The organism is Mycobacterium sp. 1245801.1 (assembly GCF_001673055.1).
Lineage (GTDB): Bacteria > Actinomycetota > Actinomycetes > Mycobacteriales > Mycobacteriaceae > Mycobacterium > Mycobacterium europaeum_A.
This window is the reverse complement of record NZ_LZKY01000121.1, coordinates 1-15289: the sequence shown is the minus strand read 5'-3', so window position 1 is coordinate 15289 and position 15289 is coordinate 1. Positions and strand designations below refer to the sequence as shown.

The window sequence follows — 15289 nt, the reverse complement described above, 5'->3', positions numbered from 1 at the left end:
GTTGACGGGGTCGCGGTTTGTGGCGTGTCCGTTCGGGGGGCCGGGTGCGCGGATGTATCGCACCGGGGATTTGGTGTCCTGGACACCCGATGGGCAGTTGCGCTATGTGGGCCGCGCTGATGAGCAGGTCAAAATCCGCGGCTACCGCATCGAACTCGGCGAAATCCAAGCCGCCTTGAACCGAATCGAGAGCATCAAGCAGGCAGTCGTCATCGCCCGCGAAGACCAACCCGGAGACAAACGGCTCGTCGCATACCTCACCCTCGATCGCACCACCGCTCCTGACCATAACGCCGAAATTGTCGAAGAATGGCAACACATCTGGGACGACGTGTATGGAGATGAAGCCGAAGAGTCAGCATTCGGTGCCGATTTCCGGGGCTGGAACAGCAGCTACACCGGTGACCCGATTCCGCGCCGGGAGATGGTGGAGTGGCGCGCGGCCACGGTGGATCGGATCATGGAGACGCAACCGCGACGGGTTTTGGAAATCGGTGTGGGTTCGGGCTTGTTGCTGTCACAGATCGGCCCGCACTGCGACCATTACGTAGCCACCGACATGTCGAAGGTGGCCATCGACAAACTTGGTCGGTCACTGGACCAACTGCAGATCCCGTGGCGTGATCGAGTCCAGTTGCTGACTCAGCCGGCCCACGTCACCGAAGCGCTTCGCCCGGGTTATTTCGACACCATCATCCTCAACTCGGTCATCCAGTACTTCCCTAACCGGGAGTATCTGACCGGCCTGTTGGACAACGCGGTCGATCTACTGGCCCCCGGCGGAACACTTTTCATCGGGGACGTCCGTAACCACAGTCTGCACAGGGCGTTCCAGGCCGCTGTGGCACTCGCCCGCACCGCAGGCACCGACGCTGCCGAGATTCGCGAACGCGTACACCGGGCGATCCTCAGCGACGCCGAATTGCTCGTGGCGCCAGAGTTTTTCACCGCCTGGGCCGCTAGTCACCCGAAGGTGACGGGGGTCGACATCCGCGTCAAACGCGGGTTGGCCGACAACGAACTGACTCGGTATCGCTACGACGTCGTCGCCCATACCGCTCCCGTCCCGGTACGCTCATTGGCCGCTGTTCCCGCTTGGACGTGGAACCAATTCGATAGCCCGCAAGACCTGTGCAATCGGCTGACGTCCCGGCGTCCCGGTGCCGTCCGCGTCACCGAAATCCCTCGCACCGGTCTGGCCACCGACGTCCACATCGAACGAGCAATCACCGCGGGACTATCGCTGGACGAAGCCTTCGCCGAAGCCGCCGAAATCCGAAACACCGCCACGCCAGAACAGTTGCACCGGATCGGCCGAACCGCCGGATACCGCGTCGCCGTCACGTGGGGCGCCGAATCCGGAACCCTCGACGCTGTATTCATTTCAGCGAATGACCCAGCCTCCGCGGAACTCTCACCTCTGAGCGACCTGTACCTGCCCTCCGACGACACCCGGCATCGCGCCGCGCTCACCAATAATCCCCACACCAACTCCGCACTCAGCGCCCTGCGTGAGCGAGTGACCGAGCAGTTGCCTGATTACATGGTTCCCGCGCATTACGTTGTGCTCGACGTTTTCCCACTGACCATCTCGGGCAAGCTTGACCGGCGCGCTCTGCCGGTACCGGAGTATCGCGGCATCGACAGGTACCGCGCTCCCTCGGATGCGGTCGAGGAGGCCCTCGCCGGTATCTATGCCCAGGTACTCGGGCTGGAACGGGTCGGAGTCGACGACTCGTTCTTCGAGTTGGGCGGGGATTCGTTGTCGGCAATGCGCTTGGTCGCAGCGATTAACTCCAGCCTGAACGCCGACCTTTTGGTGCGCGCCGTGTTCGACGCACCGACGGTCACCGGTCTGCGTCAACACCTGATCGTTGGCTCGATGCCCGAGGGCGAGGCTCGAGGACCCAGCTTTGCGTCCGTGCACGGTGACACCCCCACCGAGGTGCACGCCAGCGATCTCACGCTAGACAAATTCATCGACGCCGCCACGCTGTCCGCCGCGCCGACGCTGCCCGGCCCGAGCGCCGAAGTCCGAACAGTCTTACTGACCGGGGCAACCGGCTTCCTCGGGCGCTACCTCGTCCTGGAATGGCTGAAAAAGCTCGAACCGCGAGGCGGCAAGCTGATCTGCTTGATAAGGGCCGACTCCGACGAGCATGCGCGGCAACGACTGGATCGCACCTTCGACAGCAAGGACAGGGAAATGCTGCGGCACTTCCGTGAACTAGCCGCCGACCGTCTGGAGGTCATCGCCGGGGACACGAGCAAATCCAGTCTGGGCATAGATGCGCTGGCTTGGCAGCGCCTGGCCGCCAGCGTGGATCTGATCGTCGATTGCGCAGCCTTGGTCAACCTCGTCCTGCCCTACCGTGAACTCTTCGGACCCAATGTCGTGGGCACCGCTACTCTGATCCGCTTTGCGCTCACTACGAAGCTCAAGCGCTACACATTCGTCTCGACATACGACGTCGGCCGTCAGATCGAGCCCTCGATGTTCACCGAGGATGCCGACATCCGGCTGATCAGCGCCCACCGCATCGTCGACGACAGCTACGCCAACGGCTACGGCAATAGCAAGTGGGCCGGTGAGGTCTTACTGCGCGAGGCCCACGACCTATGCGGGATGCCGACTGCGGTGTTCCGCAGCGGCATGATCCTGGCCGACACCACCTATGCGGCCCAGCTCAATCTGACGGACATGATCACCCGGATGGTGCTCAGTGTGGTCGCCACCGGCGTCGCACCGCGTTCTTTTTACCAGCTGGATGAGGCCGGAAACCGGCAACGTGCGCACTATGACGGACTGCCAGTCGATTTCGTGTCTGAGGCGATTGCCGCGCTGGGCGCACAAGGCGCTGAGGGGTTCGAGACCTATCACGTGATGAACCCGCACGATGATGGCGCCGGGCTTGACCAATTTGTGGACTGGCTGATCGAGGCCGGTTATCCGATCGAGCGCATCGACGACTTCGGCCAGTGGTTAGACCGATTCGAGGTCGGATTGCGTGCTTTGCCGGAGCGACAGCGCCAACACTCGGTGCTGTCCATGTTGCTGGCGCTGATGGGTGACACCAAGGACCGGCGGCCACCGGAACCGACAGTGGGCTCCTTTGCGCCGGTGGATCGATTCCGAGCTGCTGTGCGCAAAGCAAATCTTGGTCCAGACAACGACATTCCACGTATTTCCGCGTCGACGATCATCAAGTATGCCACCGACCTGCGTTTGCTCGGGCTACTCCAGCCCGGTGTGCGCGCCGAGCAAACGGACCTCCATCAATGATTCCCAACGCACAGGTGCTTGGGCCCGGCCGGACAACTCTTGCCGTTGACGGCCGGCAAGTGACGCCACCGAGATTCGCCGTGCTGCAACAAGAATGGTGCGCCGGGGGATTGGGGCACGCCAACCGCCGCAACCCGATCGCTACTCACGGTGTGGATCGGAATCCATGAGCGCGGCGGGCCCCTTCGGCGGCGTCGGGACGCCCCGGATTGTGATAGTCGGCGCAGGATTCGGAGGCATCGGCCTAGCGGTGCTGCTGAAAAAGGCCCGCATCGACACCTTCACGATCTATGAGCAGGCTGAGCAGCCCGGCGGCGCCTGGTGGTACAACCGGTACCCCGGCGCCGAGGTGGACACGGTCTCGTTCGTCTACTCGTATCCCTTCAAGCAACACCGGTGGAGCAGAACCCACGCCAAGCAACCCGAGCTTCTGCGGTACCTCAACGACACCATCGATGAGTTCGGCCTGCGTTCTCATCTGCACTGTGGCGTGGGGGTCAAGTCCGCGCGATGGAACGAAGCGGCGCATATCTACCATCTGACGCTCAGCACGGGGGAAGCGACATGGTGCCATGCCCTGGTCGGAGCGACGGGATTCCTGAACATTCCGAAATACCCGACGTGGCCCGGATTGGATTCATTTCAAGGCCCCAAGTTCCACTCGTCGCGCTGGGACTCTGAGCATGATCTCCGGGATCTGACAGTCGCGGTAGTGGGGACCGGATCGACGGGGACCCAGATCGTGCCAGAACTAGCGCCGATCGTAAAGCAGCTCTACGTGTTTCAACGCGAGCCAGGTTGGGTCGTACCGAAGGACGCGCGTGATTACACGCCCAGACAGCGAGCCGCGCTGGGCATCCCGTGGCGGTACCGCTGGGCGCGGGTGAAGTGGCTGGCGTTGGCCGAGGCGTTCTACCTTCGGGGTGCCCCTTTTCGGCAGGGAACGTTGTTTCATTCCGCTGGGCAAAAATCCGCCCTGAAGCACATTGAGAAGGAATTTCGGGACCGGCCCGATCTCAAGGAGGCGGTGACGCCCAGCTACCCGTTTTGGGGTAAGCGCTTGGTTTTCAACTCGACCTTCTATCCATCGCTCAAGCTCGATAACGTCGAGCTGGTATCGAATGCCGTCGCCTCGGTGACGCCGACCGGCGTCGTCGATGATGCGGGCGTCGAACGGCGCATCGACGCACTGGTGATGGCTACCGGTTTTCAAGCAACGAATTATCTCGGGACCATGGAGGTTCGGGGGAGCACCGGCCAGATGCTGCAAGAATTCTGGCAGGAAGAACCGAAAGCCTTCCTTGGCATCACGGTTCCAACGTTCCCCAATTTCTTCATGATGTACGGACCCGGGACCAATGGCGCGGTAGTCCTGTCGATGCTGATGCACCAGGCCGGGTACATCGTCCATGCGGTCAAGCGGATGCAGCGGCAACGCATCACGGCGATCGAAGTGAAGCACAGCTGGACGGATCGATATCACGCATGGCTTCAAAAACAGGTGAACCGCACGGTATGGGGGTCGGCGCACAACTATTATCGCGGAGCGACCGGGGCAATTGTGACCCAATGGCCCTTCGGCCCAGGCTTATACGGTTTGCTGGTGCGGTCGCTCGGCCGGGCGTCCGAGCGAACACGACGCCGACCGGCCGCCACCGGCGGTGGCGATGCCAGCGCGGCCCGGGGCATTCCGACGGCAGCCGCAGGTGAAGAGTGACATTCGGACACGGTCGTCAGACCTCCCAACTGCCCTGTGAGTCCAAGGAGAACGACCGATGAGGACCAAGTGGACCGTCGTCGATATTCCCGACCAATCCGGCCGCGTCGCCGTCATCACCGGGGCCAACACCGGGATCGGCTTCCACACCGCGGTCGCGCTGGCGGGCAAAGGCGCCGATGTGGTGCTCGCGGTGCGTCACCCCGACAAGGGCAAGGATGCTGCGGCCCGGATCACCGCCCAACATCCAAACGCCAGCGTCGCGATACAACATCTGGACCTCACGTCGTTGCGGGCGATCCGCAAGTCCGCCGAGCAGATCAAGTCGGTGCACCAACGTATCGACCTACTGATCAACAACGCCGGCGTCTGTTACACGGATAAGGCCCGCACCCAGGACGGGTACGAATTGCAATTAGGCACAAACCATCTCGGTCACTTCGCATTGACGGGGTTGCTCCTAGACCGACTGCTGCAGACCGACGGCTCACGGGTGGTGACCGTCAGCAGCGTCGGACATCGCACCCTGGCGAAAATCAACTTCGATGATCTGCAGTCGGAACGCGCCTACAACCGCGTCAAGGCCTACGGGCAGTCCAAACTGGCAAACCTGTTGTTCACCTACGAGCTACAGCGCCGGTTGGCCCGCAACGGCACTGCGACTGTCGCGCTGGCCGCGCACCCCGGCGGGTCGAAGACCGAATTGCTCCGCAACATGCCGGCATGGATTCGGCCGCCCGCTCAAATAGTTTGGAACGTGTGGGCGCAGAGCGCCGAGATGGGCGCGCTGCCCACACTGCGGGCCGCCACCGATTCAGCGGCGCAGGGCGGGCAGTACTACGGACCAGACCGCATCTTGGAGAATCACGGCCACCCCAAGGTCGTCAGATCAAGCAAGCAGTCGCACAACCAGGCGCTGCAGAGCCGACTCTGGGCGGTGTCAGAGGAGCTGACCGGGGTCACTTTCCCGGTCTGACACACGGCGAGCGCATCTAAGAGTCAGTCTGCCTCGCCGGGCCAGGATGGCGTCCATACTGTACCGATGAGCGTCACAGACCGCTTGGGTTTCGATACGTGCCGCAGATCCATTGCGAAGTATTCGTATTCCCTTTGGAACCACTACAACTCAACCCTCAGCCGGTACTGGTACCCCTTCGCCACGCGCTATTCCAGCACCGATGATCTGGTATTCCTCAGCTGGGGTTATGAGGAGGATCCGCCGATGGCCTTGCCGTTGGCGAATTCCGACGAGTCGGACCGATACTTCATTCAGCTATACCACCGCGTCGCCACCCAAGTGGATCTCACCGACAAGCGGGTATTGGAAGTCAGTTGCGGACACGGCGGCGGAGCCTCCTACCTGGTGCGCACCCTGGCTCCAGCTTCCTATACAGGGCTGGACTTGAACTCCGCCGGCATCGACTTCTGCCGCAGAAAGCACCAACAGCCCGGCCTGGACTTCGTCCAGGGCAACGCAGAGAGCCTGCCGTTCGCCGATCAATCGTTCGACGTGGTGATCAACGTCGAAGCCTCACACGGCTACGCCGACTTCGACCGCTTCCTCGCCGAAGTCGCTCGGGTGCTGAGCCCGGGAAGCCATTTCCTTTACGCCGACGTCCGCCGCCGCCTGGACATCGGCCATTGGGACCACGAATTGCGCAACGCCCCGATGCGGCTCGTTTCCGAAAGGAACATCAGTGAACAAGTTGCGCGTGGCGTAGAGAATAATCTGCCGGTCTTGAAAGAGCAGTCCCGCCTCCCGAATTTCTACGTCGACAGGTTATTCAGGAACATCTGCCAGAAACTCGAAGACGAGCAACTGATCTACCGAATGTACTGCTTCGCCACTGACTGATGCGATGTTGCAAAACCCATTATGAGCAACGGGTTTTCACACGCCCCGCGGCCCGCACGCTTACGGCGACTCGTCGCCGGCGCCCGGCGCGAAGTCACCAAACAGCGGCTCCCTGCCCGCGGTCAGCCAGCTCGGCGCGAGGTATTCGTCGCGTGACAGCACTAGCGTGGGCGCAGGGCCCGACATGTCGTCGACGTAGTGGTGGCCGGGGCGCCCGCTGGCACTCAGCACCCGTAACTTCTCGACGATTTCGGTCGCCTTCCCGGAGTCCAGCCGCCACAGGGCGCGACCGTCCCAGAGTTCTATGTGGGCCGCACCGGCCTCGATGACAAAGTCGTGGACGACATCGGCGCCCGCCAGGCGTGACGAGCCCTCCCCTAGCGCGTCGGCCAGCGTCGCGAGCAGGGTGTCAATACCGGTGCCGTCGGCCGCCAACAACACGACGTCCTCGCCCTTGAAATCGCGGACACGCTTGACGCGAATCATATTGGCGGGGCCGCGGGTTCAGAAGGCCATGTCATAGCAGACCCAGAGCAAGGGGCCGGCCAGGAGCAAAGCCAGCAGAGTCACGCCACCGATGAGCCGCCACGCGATGGTCGAGCGAAAAATGACCGCGGTAATCGCCGAAGCGGTCGACAGGACAATTAACACGGCCGCGATGACGACCTCGGTGCGCGCCGATTGCACCGCGGATTCGGACGACGGCGGAAAGAACCCGGCTTCCAATTTGAACGCCAAAGCGCGGTTGCTCGAGACCGTCAGCAGCAGCAGAAGGGCGAGTATCATCGTCGCCAACCCGATAAGCGACAGGCATGCCCCAAAGATATTGCGGTTCGCCGGATCTATCGGGCCGGTGTAGTGGGGCATCTCGTCCACATTCCGAATCGTAGGGCGTAATCCGCAGCGAAAGTAACGATGCGCGATCGGTGGAAGTTGGCCAACTGATCACCCAATAGATACCTGGTCATGTCACCGTGCTCAGGTGCGAGCGGAACCCTCGGCCAGCCACTCAGGCGTGGCCGGCCGGTTCCACAACTGGTGCGAGGCGGTTGTCGGCCGGCTGCCGTTCGGCCTGAAGGCGGTCGTCGCGCCGACGCTCGTGGGCTTCTGTGTGATCAACGGTTTCACCTTCGGCCTCGACCTGACCATCCTGACGGGCTTGCGCAGCGGGCTCGCCCTTCCGGTGCCCATCGCCGTGACCATCGCTTACGGATGCGCTTTCACACTCAGCTACGTCCTCAATCGCATATTCAACTTTCGGTCCCACGCCGCGGTCGGGCCTCAGGTGCTGACCTACGCCGTGGTGGTCGCCGTCAACTATCTGGCTTTCATCCTCGGGGTTACCACGGCGCTCGCGGCCATCGGCGTGCACTATCAGCTGTCGCGCCTGGCGGCGGGCGGCTGTGAAGCGGTGTACATGTACAGCGCGATGAGGTGGGTCGTCTTCCGGCGCTGAGCGGCCCCACCGATCCGGGGCTTGGTGGCCGAGGTGTAGCCCACCCGTGACCTCCGCGCGACGGCGACGAAGGACGCTCGACAGGTGACGGTAATCGCGGTGATCACCGCGCTCGCGACGGCAACCTGCCTCGGCTACTACGCGGGACGGGTGCCGGCCTCGCCGCCGCCGAGCTGGAGGAAGCGAACCAGCCGCATCGCCCTGAGCAGGCAGGCCATCGGCCTGCTCGGGATGATCGCCGTGCGCCGCATCCGGCAACGCGTGCGGGCCGAGCGCATCGTCTCCGACATCGCCGCCAGATACGGCATGAGAATAGTTGCGCCACCGCATCTTCGGCGCGGCAGCGTGGTGCGGTTGCGGTCCTGGTAGAGCCCACCAAGTAGTCTGCCGAATCGACTGTCGCCAAGAAGGACGGAACGGGCATGGCTGCACTACGAGACAAAGTGGCGTTGGTGACCGGGGCGTCGTCGGGCCTCGGCGCAGAAACCGCAAAGTTGTTCTCCCGGCAGGGCGCAACGGTTTTCGGCATCGGCCGCGATGCCCGGCGCCTGGCTGACGTCTTCGCCGATATCGAAAGCGGCGGGTTTGCGTCGGTGGACATCGGGTCGGTGCAGGCCTGCCGGGACGCGGTCGCGCAGTGCGTGCGTGATTTCGGTGGCCTCGACGTCCTGGTCAACGTCGCCGGGCGACACCAGATGCGCCGCACCGAGTCGATGACCGACGACGACTGGGAACAGGACCTTGCGGTCAACCTCAACGGACCGTTCTACCTGTGCAGGGCTGCCCTGCCCCACCTGCTGGAGCGCGGTGGAAACATCGTCAACGTCAGCTCCATCGCCGGTGTCGAAGGCCAGGCCTACTCGGCCGGCTACTGCGCCGCCAAGCATGGCCTGATCGGCCTCACCCGCGCGTTGGCCGTGGAATACACCGCGGACCGCTTGCGCGTCAACGCGGTATGTCCAGGCGGAATGCTCACGCCGCAGATCGAACAGTTCAGCGCGCCAGACGATCCCAACTACGACCTGATCATGCGCACGGCCTCACCGCGCGGCATGATGCAACCCCTCGACGTCGCCAACGTCATCGCATTCCTCGCCAGCGACGCCGCGGCCGCCATCCACGGCGCGGTCTATCGAGTCGACAACGGCAAAGGCGCCGGGTAACGGTTCGAGCACGTTTGGATCACCCCCCGACACGTCGTGCGGCACCGCGCTTGCCGTCGTTGACAATTCGAGGCATGAGGCAATCGCGGGAGCCCGACGATGGCGCGTGAGATCTCGCGGCAGCTGTTTTTGCGGGGCGCCGTCGGGGCGTTGGCCACCGGCGCGGTCCTCGGCGCACCCCGAGTGGCGGCCGACCCGAGACCCACAGGTTGGGAGGGGCTGTCCACGGCGCTCGGCGGGAAGGTGGTGCTTCCGGACAGCCCCCAATTCGCCGGAGCCAAGCAGGTTTTCAACACCAACTACAACGGGTCGACGCCGGCGGCGGTTGTCACCCCGACATCGGCGGCCGACGTTCAGAAGGCGATGGCCTTCGCGGCAGCCCACAACCTGAAGGTCGCCCCCCGCAGCGGCGGACACTCCTATACCGGCGCGTCGACCGCGAACGGAACCATGGTGCTCGACCTGCGCCAACTGCCCGGGGACGCCAACTACGACGCCGCGACGGGACAGGTCACGGTGACGCCGGCCACGAGTCTGTACACGATGCACCGGACGCTGGCCGCTGCCGGTCGGGGCATCCCCACCGGTACCTGCCCGTCAGTCGGTGCCGCCGGGCATGCGCTCGGTGGCGGCATGGGGGCCCAATCCCGGCATGCCGGCCTGCTCTGTGACCAGCTGACGTCGGCGTCGGTGGTGCTGCCCAGCGGTCAAGCGGTCACCGCGTCCGCCGCCAGCAATCCCGACCTGTTCTGGGCGCTGCGCGGCGGCGGTGGCGGCAACTTCGGCGTGACCACCTCCCTGACCTTCGCCACGTTTCCCACCAAAGACGTCGACGTCGTCAACCTCAACTTCCCGCCGCAGTCCTTCGCGCAGGTCCTCGTCGGTTGGCAGAACTGGTTGCGCACCGCCGACCAGAACAGTTGGGCGTTGGCGGACGCCACCGTCGACGCGATGGGTGTGCATTGCCGGATCCTGGCGACCTGCCCGGCCGGGTCGGGCAACAGCGCCGCGGCCGCGATCACCCAGGCGGTGGGGCTGCAGCCGTCGGGCACGGAGAACCACACATTCAACTACCTGGACCTGGTGAACTATCTGGCCGTCGGCAATCTCAACCCGTCACCGCTCGGCTATGTCGGTGGATCAGACGTCTTCACCACCGTCAACGCGGGCGTGGCGCAGGGGATCGCCGCGGCGGTCAATGCGTTTCCCCGCGGCGCCGGGCGCATGCTGGCCATCATGCACGCGCTGGACGGTGCCCTCGCCACGGTGGCGCCCGGAGCCACCGCTTTTCCGTGGCGGCGCCAGTCGGCGCTGGTGCAGTGGTATGTGGAAACGGGCGATCCCGCGGCCGCGACCAACTGGCTTACCACGGCACATCAAGCCGTGCAACAGTATTCGGTCGGCGGCTATGTCAACTACATCGAGGCCAACCAGTCGCCCTCGCGCTATTTCGGCCCGAACCTATCGCGGCTGAGCGCCGTGCGGCAGAAATACGATCCCGGCCGGATCATGTTTTCGGGGCTCAACTACTAGGGCCGAACGCCGTCCCGGGCCCGTCGTCCATGGGCAGTCGACACTCGGTGGTTAGACCGGCTTGGCACGGGGTACTTCCAGTGTGTCTTCGGCGAGTGAAGGGTTTAGCGAATGGCAATCGAGCACGGTCGTGCGCGGTGCCCCCGCTGCATGGCGTGGGCGCAGTACCGGTTTCTGGAACGCGATGACCACAAGCTCGAGTATCAGGTCGATTGTGATGCTTGCGGAAACCTGTACTCCGAGGTGACCATCGCGTCGACCGTCACCACGTCGGCGGCATAAGCGGCCCGCTCCGCCCACTCAACGGCGCGTCGCTGCACGTCCAGCCCGCGGCCTGACCTGCCGCGTTACGAATCTCGGGCCTGGTGTAAAGTCTGGACAGCGAGCCAAGACGCCCCCACTCTGGAGCAGCGCCTAGCGCGCGCAACGCCGTGCGAAACGCGTTGAAAGGGGCGGCGTGAACGAAGTATTGGCGCGAGCCGGCATCTTCCAGGGGATCGCTCCCGATGCGGTCGAGGCGTTGGCTCGCCACCTGGAGCACGTGTCGTTTCCGCGCCGGCGCACCGTCTTCGTCGAGGGCGAGCTGGGCGATGACCTCTACGTCATCCTGTCGGGTGCGGTGAAGATCCGCCATCAGACCACAGACGGTCGCGAAACCGTCTTCGCGGTGCTGGGTCCCGGGGACGTGTTCGGTGAGCTGGCGCTCTTCGATCCCGGCCCGCGGACCTCCACGGTGATCACCCTGACCGAGGTGGAAGCGGTCAGGATGGACCGTCGCGCGTTGCGGACATGGATTGTCGAACGCCCCGAAATTGCCGAGCAGCTGCTGCGGGTGCTGGCGCGCCGGCTTCGGCATACCAACAACACGCTGTGCGACCTGATCTTCACCGATGTCCCCGCCCGGGTGGCCAAGCAAATCCTGGACCTGGCAATGCGTTTCGGCACCAGCAGCGGGGGATCGGTGCTCGTCGAGCACCACCTCACGCAGAAGGAACTCGCCCAACTCGTTGGCTCGTCGCGCGAAACCGTCAACAAAGCCCTGTCCGACTTCACCCAACGCGGATGGATCCGCCAGCAGGGCAAGGCCCTCATCATCGACCAACCCGCGAAACTGGCCCGCCGCGCCAGGGCTTAACGCCCCGCGTGCGCCAAGGGCACGGGCGCCGGCATCAGGACGATCGTCCACGCATCCGGGTCGAGAAAGGCTATCGCCCCATTGCGGGCCCACCACGGGTTGTCGAGCACGACCTGCTCGGCTCCCGCGCCGCGGCACCTGTTCGCGACCGCTTGCTGATCGTCAGCCGAGTTGAAGTAGAACACCAGCAGGTTCTCCCGCGTCGGCGCGGTTCCGTCGATACCGTCGCGATGGGCGACGAATTCGAGGTTGTATTGATCGTCGGGCAGCCCGAACATGACGACCGCCCATTCGCCGTCATCCGCGGAATGCAACTGGGGCAGCGACAATACATCCCGGTAGAACCGGACTATCCGCTGCAGCTGGGCCGTGGGTCGGGCCATCCGGACCTGCACTGCGGGCAACGCCGACGGCCACGAACCGACACTAGGCATCTCAGGCATGCGGGCCCCTCTCTGGAATGCATAGACGAGTCAAACCCTAAGTGATCGACCAGAATTCAAGCAGGGTCCGCAAGGTCGCGACGAGGGGGAGCGGCTGGTCCAGCATCGGGTGGTGGCCGGCCAGGGCCAATTCCACGAATGGGCCACGCAGCTGAAGCAGGGAACGGATGCGTTCGGCCATCGCGGGAGGCACCAGCCCGGCCTCACACCGCAAATAGCCTACCCGGCAACGCATCGCGGCCAGCATGGTCTCCAGCGACTCCTCGTCGGCCGGTGTCGGTTCGAGAAATTCACCGCCGTAGATCGCCGGGTCGAACTTCCAGATCCAGCCCTCGTCGGTTTTGCGCACCGACTCGGCCGCTATGTGCTGTCGGATGTAGGGCAGGAGCAACTCCTGTGCGGGCACCGCCGTAAAGCGGGCCAGGATCTCATCTTTCGTCCGGTATTGGTTGTGCTTGTGCCTGCGCAGCCGCCCTTCCTCCGGGGCGCGCTCCCACAACGGGGAGTCGATCACCAGCATGCTGTTGATTTGGGGGCTGTAGTGCATCGCCGCCGTGGACACGACCCAACCGCCCATGCTGTGGCCGATGATGGTTGGTCGTCCGGCGGGTCCCGCGGCCGCCGCGGCCGCCATCACTTCGCTCGCCCACGTTCGCAAGTCGTAGCTGCCACGGGCTTCGCTGTCACCGTGCCCGGAAAGATCCGGTGCGATCACCCGATGGGTTTGGAGAAAGAACGGCGCGATGTGATCCCACCAACCCGAGTGCGCTCCACCACCGTGGACGAGGACCACGGGCGGTTGATCGGCATCACCCCAGACGCGCAGATGTATGCGGCAACCGTCGACGTCCACGTCGACGTGGTCCGGCCTGTGATTCAGTGCTGCGGTGAACCAGGCTGGCGTGATCGGCATCTGGCGCGAACGGGCAAACAGTTTTCGACCTCCGAGGACTCAAACACCCTGTCGTGAAGCAGTTTCCGCTCGGTGCCGCCCACGGCGGTTCGCCCGGTTGGGAATTGTGGAGTTCACGAATGCGCCTCGGCGAGCCGCACCGTGACGGTTACGCGTCCTCTTTCATCCTGCTTGGCGACGGCATGTCCAGCGCGATCGGCCCCGTCGAGGCGCAAGGTCAGGGGTCCGCCGGTGTTCAGGAAGTTGCGCCACCACGTCTTCGCCTCGGGCATGCCGACGCCGATGACGATCTCGTTCCCGCTACGTCGATAGGACACCGGGATGCTGAAGGTGCGCCCGGAGCGTCTACCCGTGTAGGTCAGCATGGTGATGTTGCGGTTGAGCAGTCCGCCGAAGCGGCGGGAGTTGGCCAGCCCGGCTATCGGCGCATTGAAAAGGGGCGCGGCTCGCATCAGGAGGCGGCCAAGTTGTTCGGAACGCACGTGGAAAGTATCGCAGCAAACGTGATGCCGGCCGCAGGGACAAGCGGGTAGCATCCCCGCGCGGATGCGCTAACAGCTGCCATGCACGAGGGAGGGGGCGCTGATGACTGCTCCTGTCGACCCTTCGGTACCGCCCAGCGGCGGGGGCTGCCTCGAGTGCGACGCGACCGGCGGTTGGTGGGTGCACCTGCGTCGTTGTGCGGCTTGCGGGCACATCGGCTGCTGCGACGACTCGTTCTCTCGCCATGCGACCAAGCACTGGCAGCAGACCGGGCATCCGATCATCCGGTCATTCGAGCCGGGCGAGGATTGGTTCTGGAACTACGAGGCCAACGACTACTACGAGGGTCCCGAGCTCGCGCCGCCCGAGTGCCGCCCCGAGGATCAGTCGGTTCCCGGGCCGCGCGGGCGGGTTCCACACAACTGGTTCGAGCTGCTGCGCCATCGAGACGGCTAACGCTTCGCGTGGCGGGTGTGCGGGGCCCGGTTTAGACTCTTAATCCCGCTACCACGCGAAAGGCGTTCTGTCATGCCAGAGGTCGATCTCGGCTCGCCGTTGGTATTCGCCGACCCCCTCGCGTGTGTGGCCGCCGATGCGCTTCGCTGTGGTATGCGGTTCGAGCACGGTGGTGGCCCGCAGATCCAATGGTGATTCAGGATCGGGAGAGCGCCGAGGCTGAGCAGCCGTCGGCATGGGCACCGCTCCGCAACCGCGTGTACCGCAGCCTGTTCATCGCGCAGCTGGCGTCCAACGTCGGGACATGGATGCAAAGCGTTGCGGCCCAATGGTTCTTGGTGGAAAAGCACAGCAGCGACGTCATCGTGGCGCTGGTGCAGACCGCGAGCCTCGGACCGACGCTGCTGCTAGGTCTTTGCGCCGGCGTACTCGCCGACCTGTTCGACCGGCGGCGGTTGCTCTTTGTCCTGCAGTCCTACGCGGTGCTGGTCGCCTTGGCGCTGGCAGTGCTGACCTACCTCGGGCGGATGACCCCGACGTCGCTGCTGGCGTTCACCGTGGCCATCGGTTGCGCGTCCGCACTGGCCGGGCCGGCCTGGCAGGCGATCCAGCCCGAGGTCGTCCCTCGCGCGCAGATACCGGCCGCTTCGACCCTGGGCAGCGTCGCGGGCAACGCCGCACGAGCGATCGGACCGGCGATCGGGGGTGTCGTGGTGGCCGTGTCCGGACCCGCGGCGGCCTTTGCCATCAACGCGGTGTCGTTCGCCGGAATCATCGTTGCCCTCGCCGCCTGGAAGCGGCCCAAGCAATTCGCCCCGTTGGAGCGGGAACATTTCGGCCACGCCATCCTCA

The 15289-nt window shown here is 64.4% G+C and carries 18 protein-coding genes; 13 read left to right on the top strand and 5 right to left on the bottom strand.

Going from position 1 to position 15289, the window contains the following annotated elements; genetic code table 11:
- The 4 genes from A5622_RS30590 to A5622_RS07120 form a co-directional block, all read left to right on the top strand.
- Positions 1–3283, top strand: a 3283-nt coding sequence (locus A5622_RS30590; RefSeq protein ID WP_156752871.1) for a thioester reductase domain-containing protein, incomplete at its 5' end; no start/stop codon positions are given.
- Between the two features lie 166 nt (positions 3284–3449).
- Positions 3450–5000, top strand: a complete 1551-nt coding sequence (locus tag A5622_RS07130) for an NAD(P)/FAD-dependent oxidoreductase (protein ID WP_066877557.1) — start codon at positions 3450–3452, stop codon at positions 4998–5000.
- 58 nt (positions 5001–5058) lie between these two features.
- Entirely contained in the window at positions 5059–5976 is a 918-nt protein-coding gene (locus A5622_RS07125; RefSeq protein ID WP_066877555.1) for an SDR family NAD(P)-dependent oxidoreductase, read from the top strand.
- Positions 5977–6042: 66 nt separating this feature from the next.
- Positions 6043–6855, top strand: a complete 813-nt coding sequence (locus A5622_RS07120) for a phthiotriol/phenolphthiotriol dimycocerosates methyltransferase (protein WP_066877553.1) — start codon at positions 6043–6045, stop codon at positions 6853–6855.
- A 60-nt stretch (positions 6856–6915) separates the two neighbouring features.
- On the opposite strand, the gene A5622_RS07115 is transcribed toward A5622_RS07120, so the two are convergent.
- Together A5622_RS07115 and A5622_RS07110 are read right to left on the bottom strand one after the other, a co-directional pair.
- A complete protein-coding gene (locus tag A5622_RS07115) occupies positions 6916–7341 on the bottom strand; it encodes a hypothetical protein (RefSeq protein WP_066877551.1) in 426 nt (141 codons plus the stop codon).
- Between the two features lie 18 nt (positions 7342–7359).
- Positions 7360–7731, bottom strand: a complete 372-nt coding sequence (locus A5622_RS07110; protein ID WP_066877549.1) for a hypothetical protein — start codon at positions 7729–7731, stop codon at positions 7360–7362.
- A 106-nt stretch (positions 7732–7837) separates the two neighbouring features.
- Between A5622_RS07110 and A5622_RS07105 the strand changes: the two genes are divergently transcribed.
- From A5622_RS07105 to A5622_RS07085, 6 genes are all read left to right on the top strand, one after another.
- Positions 7838–8311 carry a GtrA family protein gene (locus A5622_RS07105; protein WP_066877547.1) on the top strand — a complete coding sequence of 158 codons (474 nt, stop codon included), beginning with the start codon at positions 7838–7840 and terminating at the stop codon, positions 8309–8311.
- Positions 8312–8395: 84 nt separating this feature from the next.
- Complete coding sequence (locus A5622_RS07100; RefSeq protein WP_066877545.1) at positions 8396–8680, top strand: hypothetical protein; 285 nt, start codon at positions 8396–8398, stop codon at positions 8678–8680.
- A 53-nt stretch (positions 8681–8733) separates the two neighbouring features.
- A complete protein-coding gene (locus tag A5622_RS07095) occupies positions 8734–9474 on the top strand; it encodes an SDR family NAD(P)-dependent oxidoreductase (protein ID WP_066877543.1) in 741 nt (246 codons plus the stop codon).
- Between the two features lie 99 nt (positions 9475–9573).
- Entirely contained in the window at positions 9574–11007 is a 1434-nt protein-coding gene (locus A5622_RS07090) for an FAD-binding oxidoreductase (protein ID WP_066877542.1), read from the top strand.
- Between the two features lie 111 nt (positions 11008–11118).
- On the top strand, positions 11119–11289 hold the full coding sequence (locus A5622_RS28990) for a hypothetical protein (RefSeq protein ID WP_156748759.1): 171 nt from the start codon (positions 11119–11121) through the stop codon (positions 11287–11289).
- Between the two features lie 175 nt (positions 11290–11464).
- Positions 11465–12142: a Crp/Fnr family transcriptional regulator gene (locus A5622_RS07085; RefSeq protein WP_066861106.1), complete on the top strand. Its 678-nt coding sequence runs from the start codon at positions 11465–11467 to the stop codon at positions 12140–12142.
- Here the strand turns inward: A5622_RS07085 and A5622_RS07080 are convergent.
- Together A5622_RS07080 and A5622_RS07075 are read right to left on the bottom strand one after the other, a co-directional pair.
- Positions 12139–12585, bottom strand: a complete 447-nt coding sequence (locus tag A5622_RS07080) for a VOC family protein (RefSeq protein WP_066877540.1) — start codon at positions 12583–12585, stop codon at positions 12139–12141. The two genes, A5622_RS07085 and A5622_RS07080, sit on opposite strands and share 4 nt — an antisense overlap.
- A 37-nt stretch (positions 12586–12622) precedes the next feature.
- Entirely contained in the window at positions 12623–13378 is a 756-nt protein-coding gene (locus A5622_RS07075) for an alpha/beta fold hydrolase (protein ID WP_066861256.1), read from the bottom strand.
- Here A5622_RS07075 and A5622_RS30045 point away from each other — a divergent pair.
- On the top strand, positions 13274–13555 hold the full coding sequence (locus A5622_RS30045) for a hypothetical protein (protein ID WP_232002891.1): 282 nt from the start codon (positions 13274–13276) through the stop codon (positions 13553–13555). The genes A5622_RS07075 and A5622_RS30045 overlap by 105 nt on opposite strands.
- A 56-nt stretch (positions 13556–13611) precedes the next feature.
- On the opposite strand, the gene A5622_RS07070 is transcribed toward A5622_RS30045, so the two are convergent.
- Positions 13612–13950: a nitroreductase/quinone reductase family protein gene (locus A5622_RS07070; RefSeq protein ID WP_066877536.1), complete on the bottom strand. Its 339-nt coding sequence runs from the start codon at positions 13948–13950 to the stop codon at positions 13612–13614.
- Between the two features lie 133 nt (positions 13951–14083).
- On the opposite strand from A5622_RS07070, the gene A5622_RS07065 reads away from it, so the two are divergent.
- Both A5622_RS07065 and A5622_RS07060 read left to right on the top strand, forming a co-directional pair.
- Positions 14084–14437 carry a UBP-type zinc finger domain-containing protein gene (locus tag A5622_RS07065; protein ID WP_066877534.1) on the top strand — a complete coding sequence of 118 codons (354 nt, stop codon included), beginning with the start codon at positions 14084–14086 and terminating at the stop codon, positions 14435–14437.
- 188 nt (positions 14438–14625) lie between these two features.
- The coding region (locus A5622_RS07060) for an MFS transporter (RefSeq protein WP_156749235.1) at positions 14626–15289 on the top strand (664 nt) is incomplete at its 3' end.

Excerpts from the sequence above, each read along its gene's own strand:
- A5622_RS07115 (WP_066877551.1), bottom strand. The coding sequence starts at position 7,341 with ATGATTCGCGTCAAGCGTGTCCGCGATTTCAAGGGCGAGGACGTCGTG.
- A5622_RS07130 (WP_066877557.1), top strand. The coding sequence starts at position 3,450 with ATGAGCGCGGCGGGCCCCTTCGGCGGCGTCGGGACGCCCCGGATTGTG.
- A5622_RS07120 (WP_066877553.1), top strand. The coding sequence starts at position 6,043 with ATGAGCGTCACAGACCGCTTGGGTTTCGATACGTGCCGCAGATCCATT.
- A5622_RS07090 (WP_066877542.1), top strand. The coding sequence starts at position 9,574 with ATGGCGCGTGAGATCTCGCGGCAGCTGTTTTTGCGGGGCGCCGTCGGG.
- A5622_RS07080 (WP_066877540.1), bottom strand. The coding sequence starts at position 12,585 with ATGCCTGAGATGCCTAGTGTCGGTTCGTGGCCGTCGGCGTTGCCCGCA.
- A5622_RS07125 (WP_066877555.1), top strand. The coding sequence starts at position 5,059 with ATGAGGACCAAGTGGACCGTCGTCGATATTCCCGACCAATCCGGCCGC.
- A5622_RS28990 (WP_156748759.1), top strand. The coding sequence starts at position 11,119 with ATGGCAATCGAGCACGGTCGTGCGCGGTGCCCCCGCTGCATGGCGTGG.
- A5622_RS07095 (WP_066877543.1), top strand. The coding sequence starts at position 8,734 with ATGGCTGCACTACGAGACAAAGTGGCGTTGGTGACCGGGGCGTCGTCG.
- A5622_RS07070 (WP_066877536.1), bottom strand. The coding sequence starts at position 13,950 with ATGCGAGCCGCGCCCCTTTTCAATGCGCCGATAGCCGGGCTGGCCAAC.
- A5622_RS07065 (WP_066877534.1), top strand. The coding sequence starts at position 14,084 with ATGACTGCTCCTGTCGACCCTTCGGTACCGCCCAGCGGCGGGGGCTGC.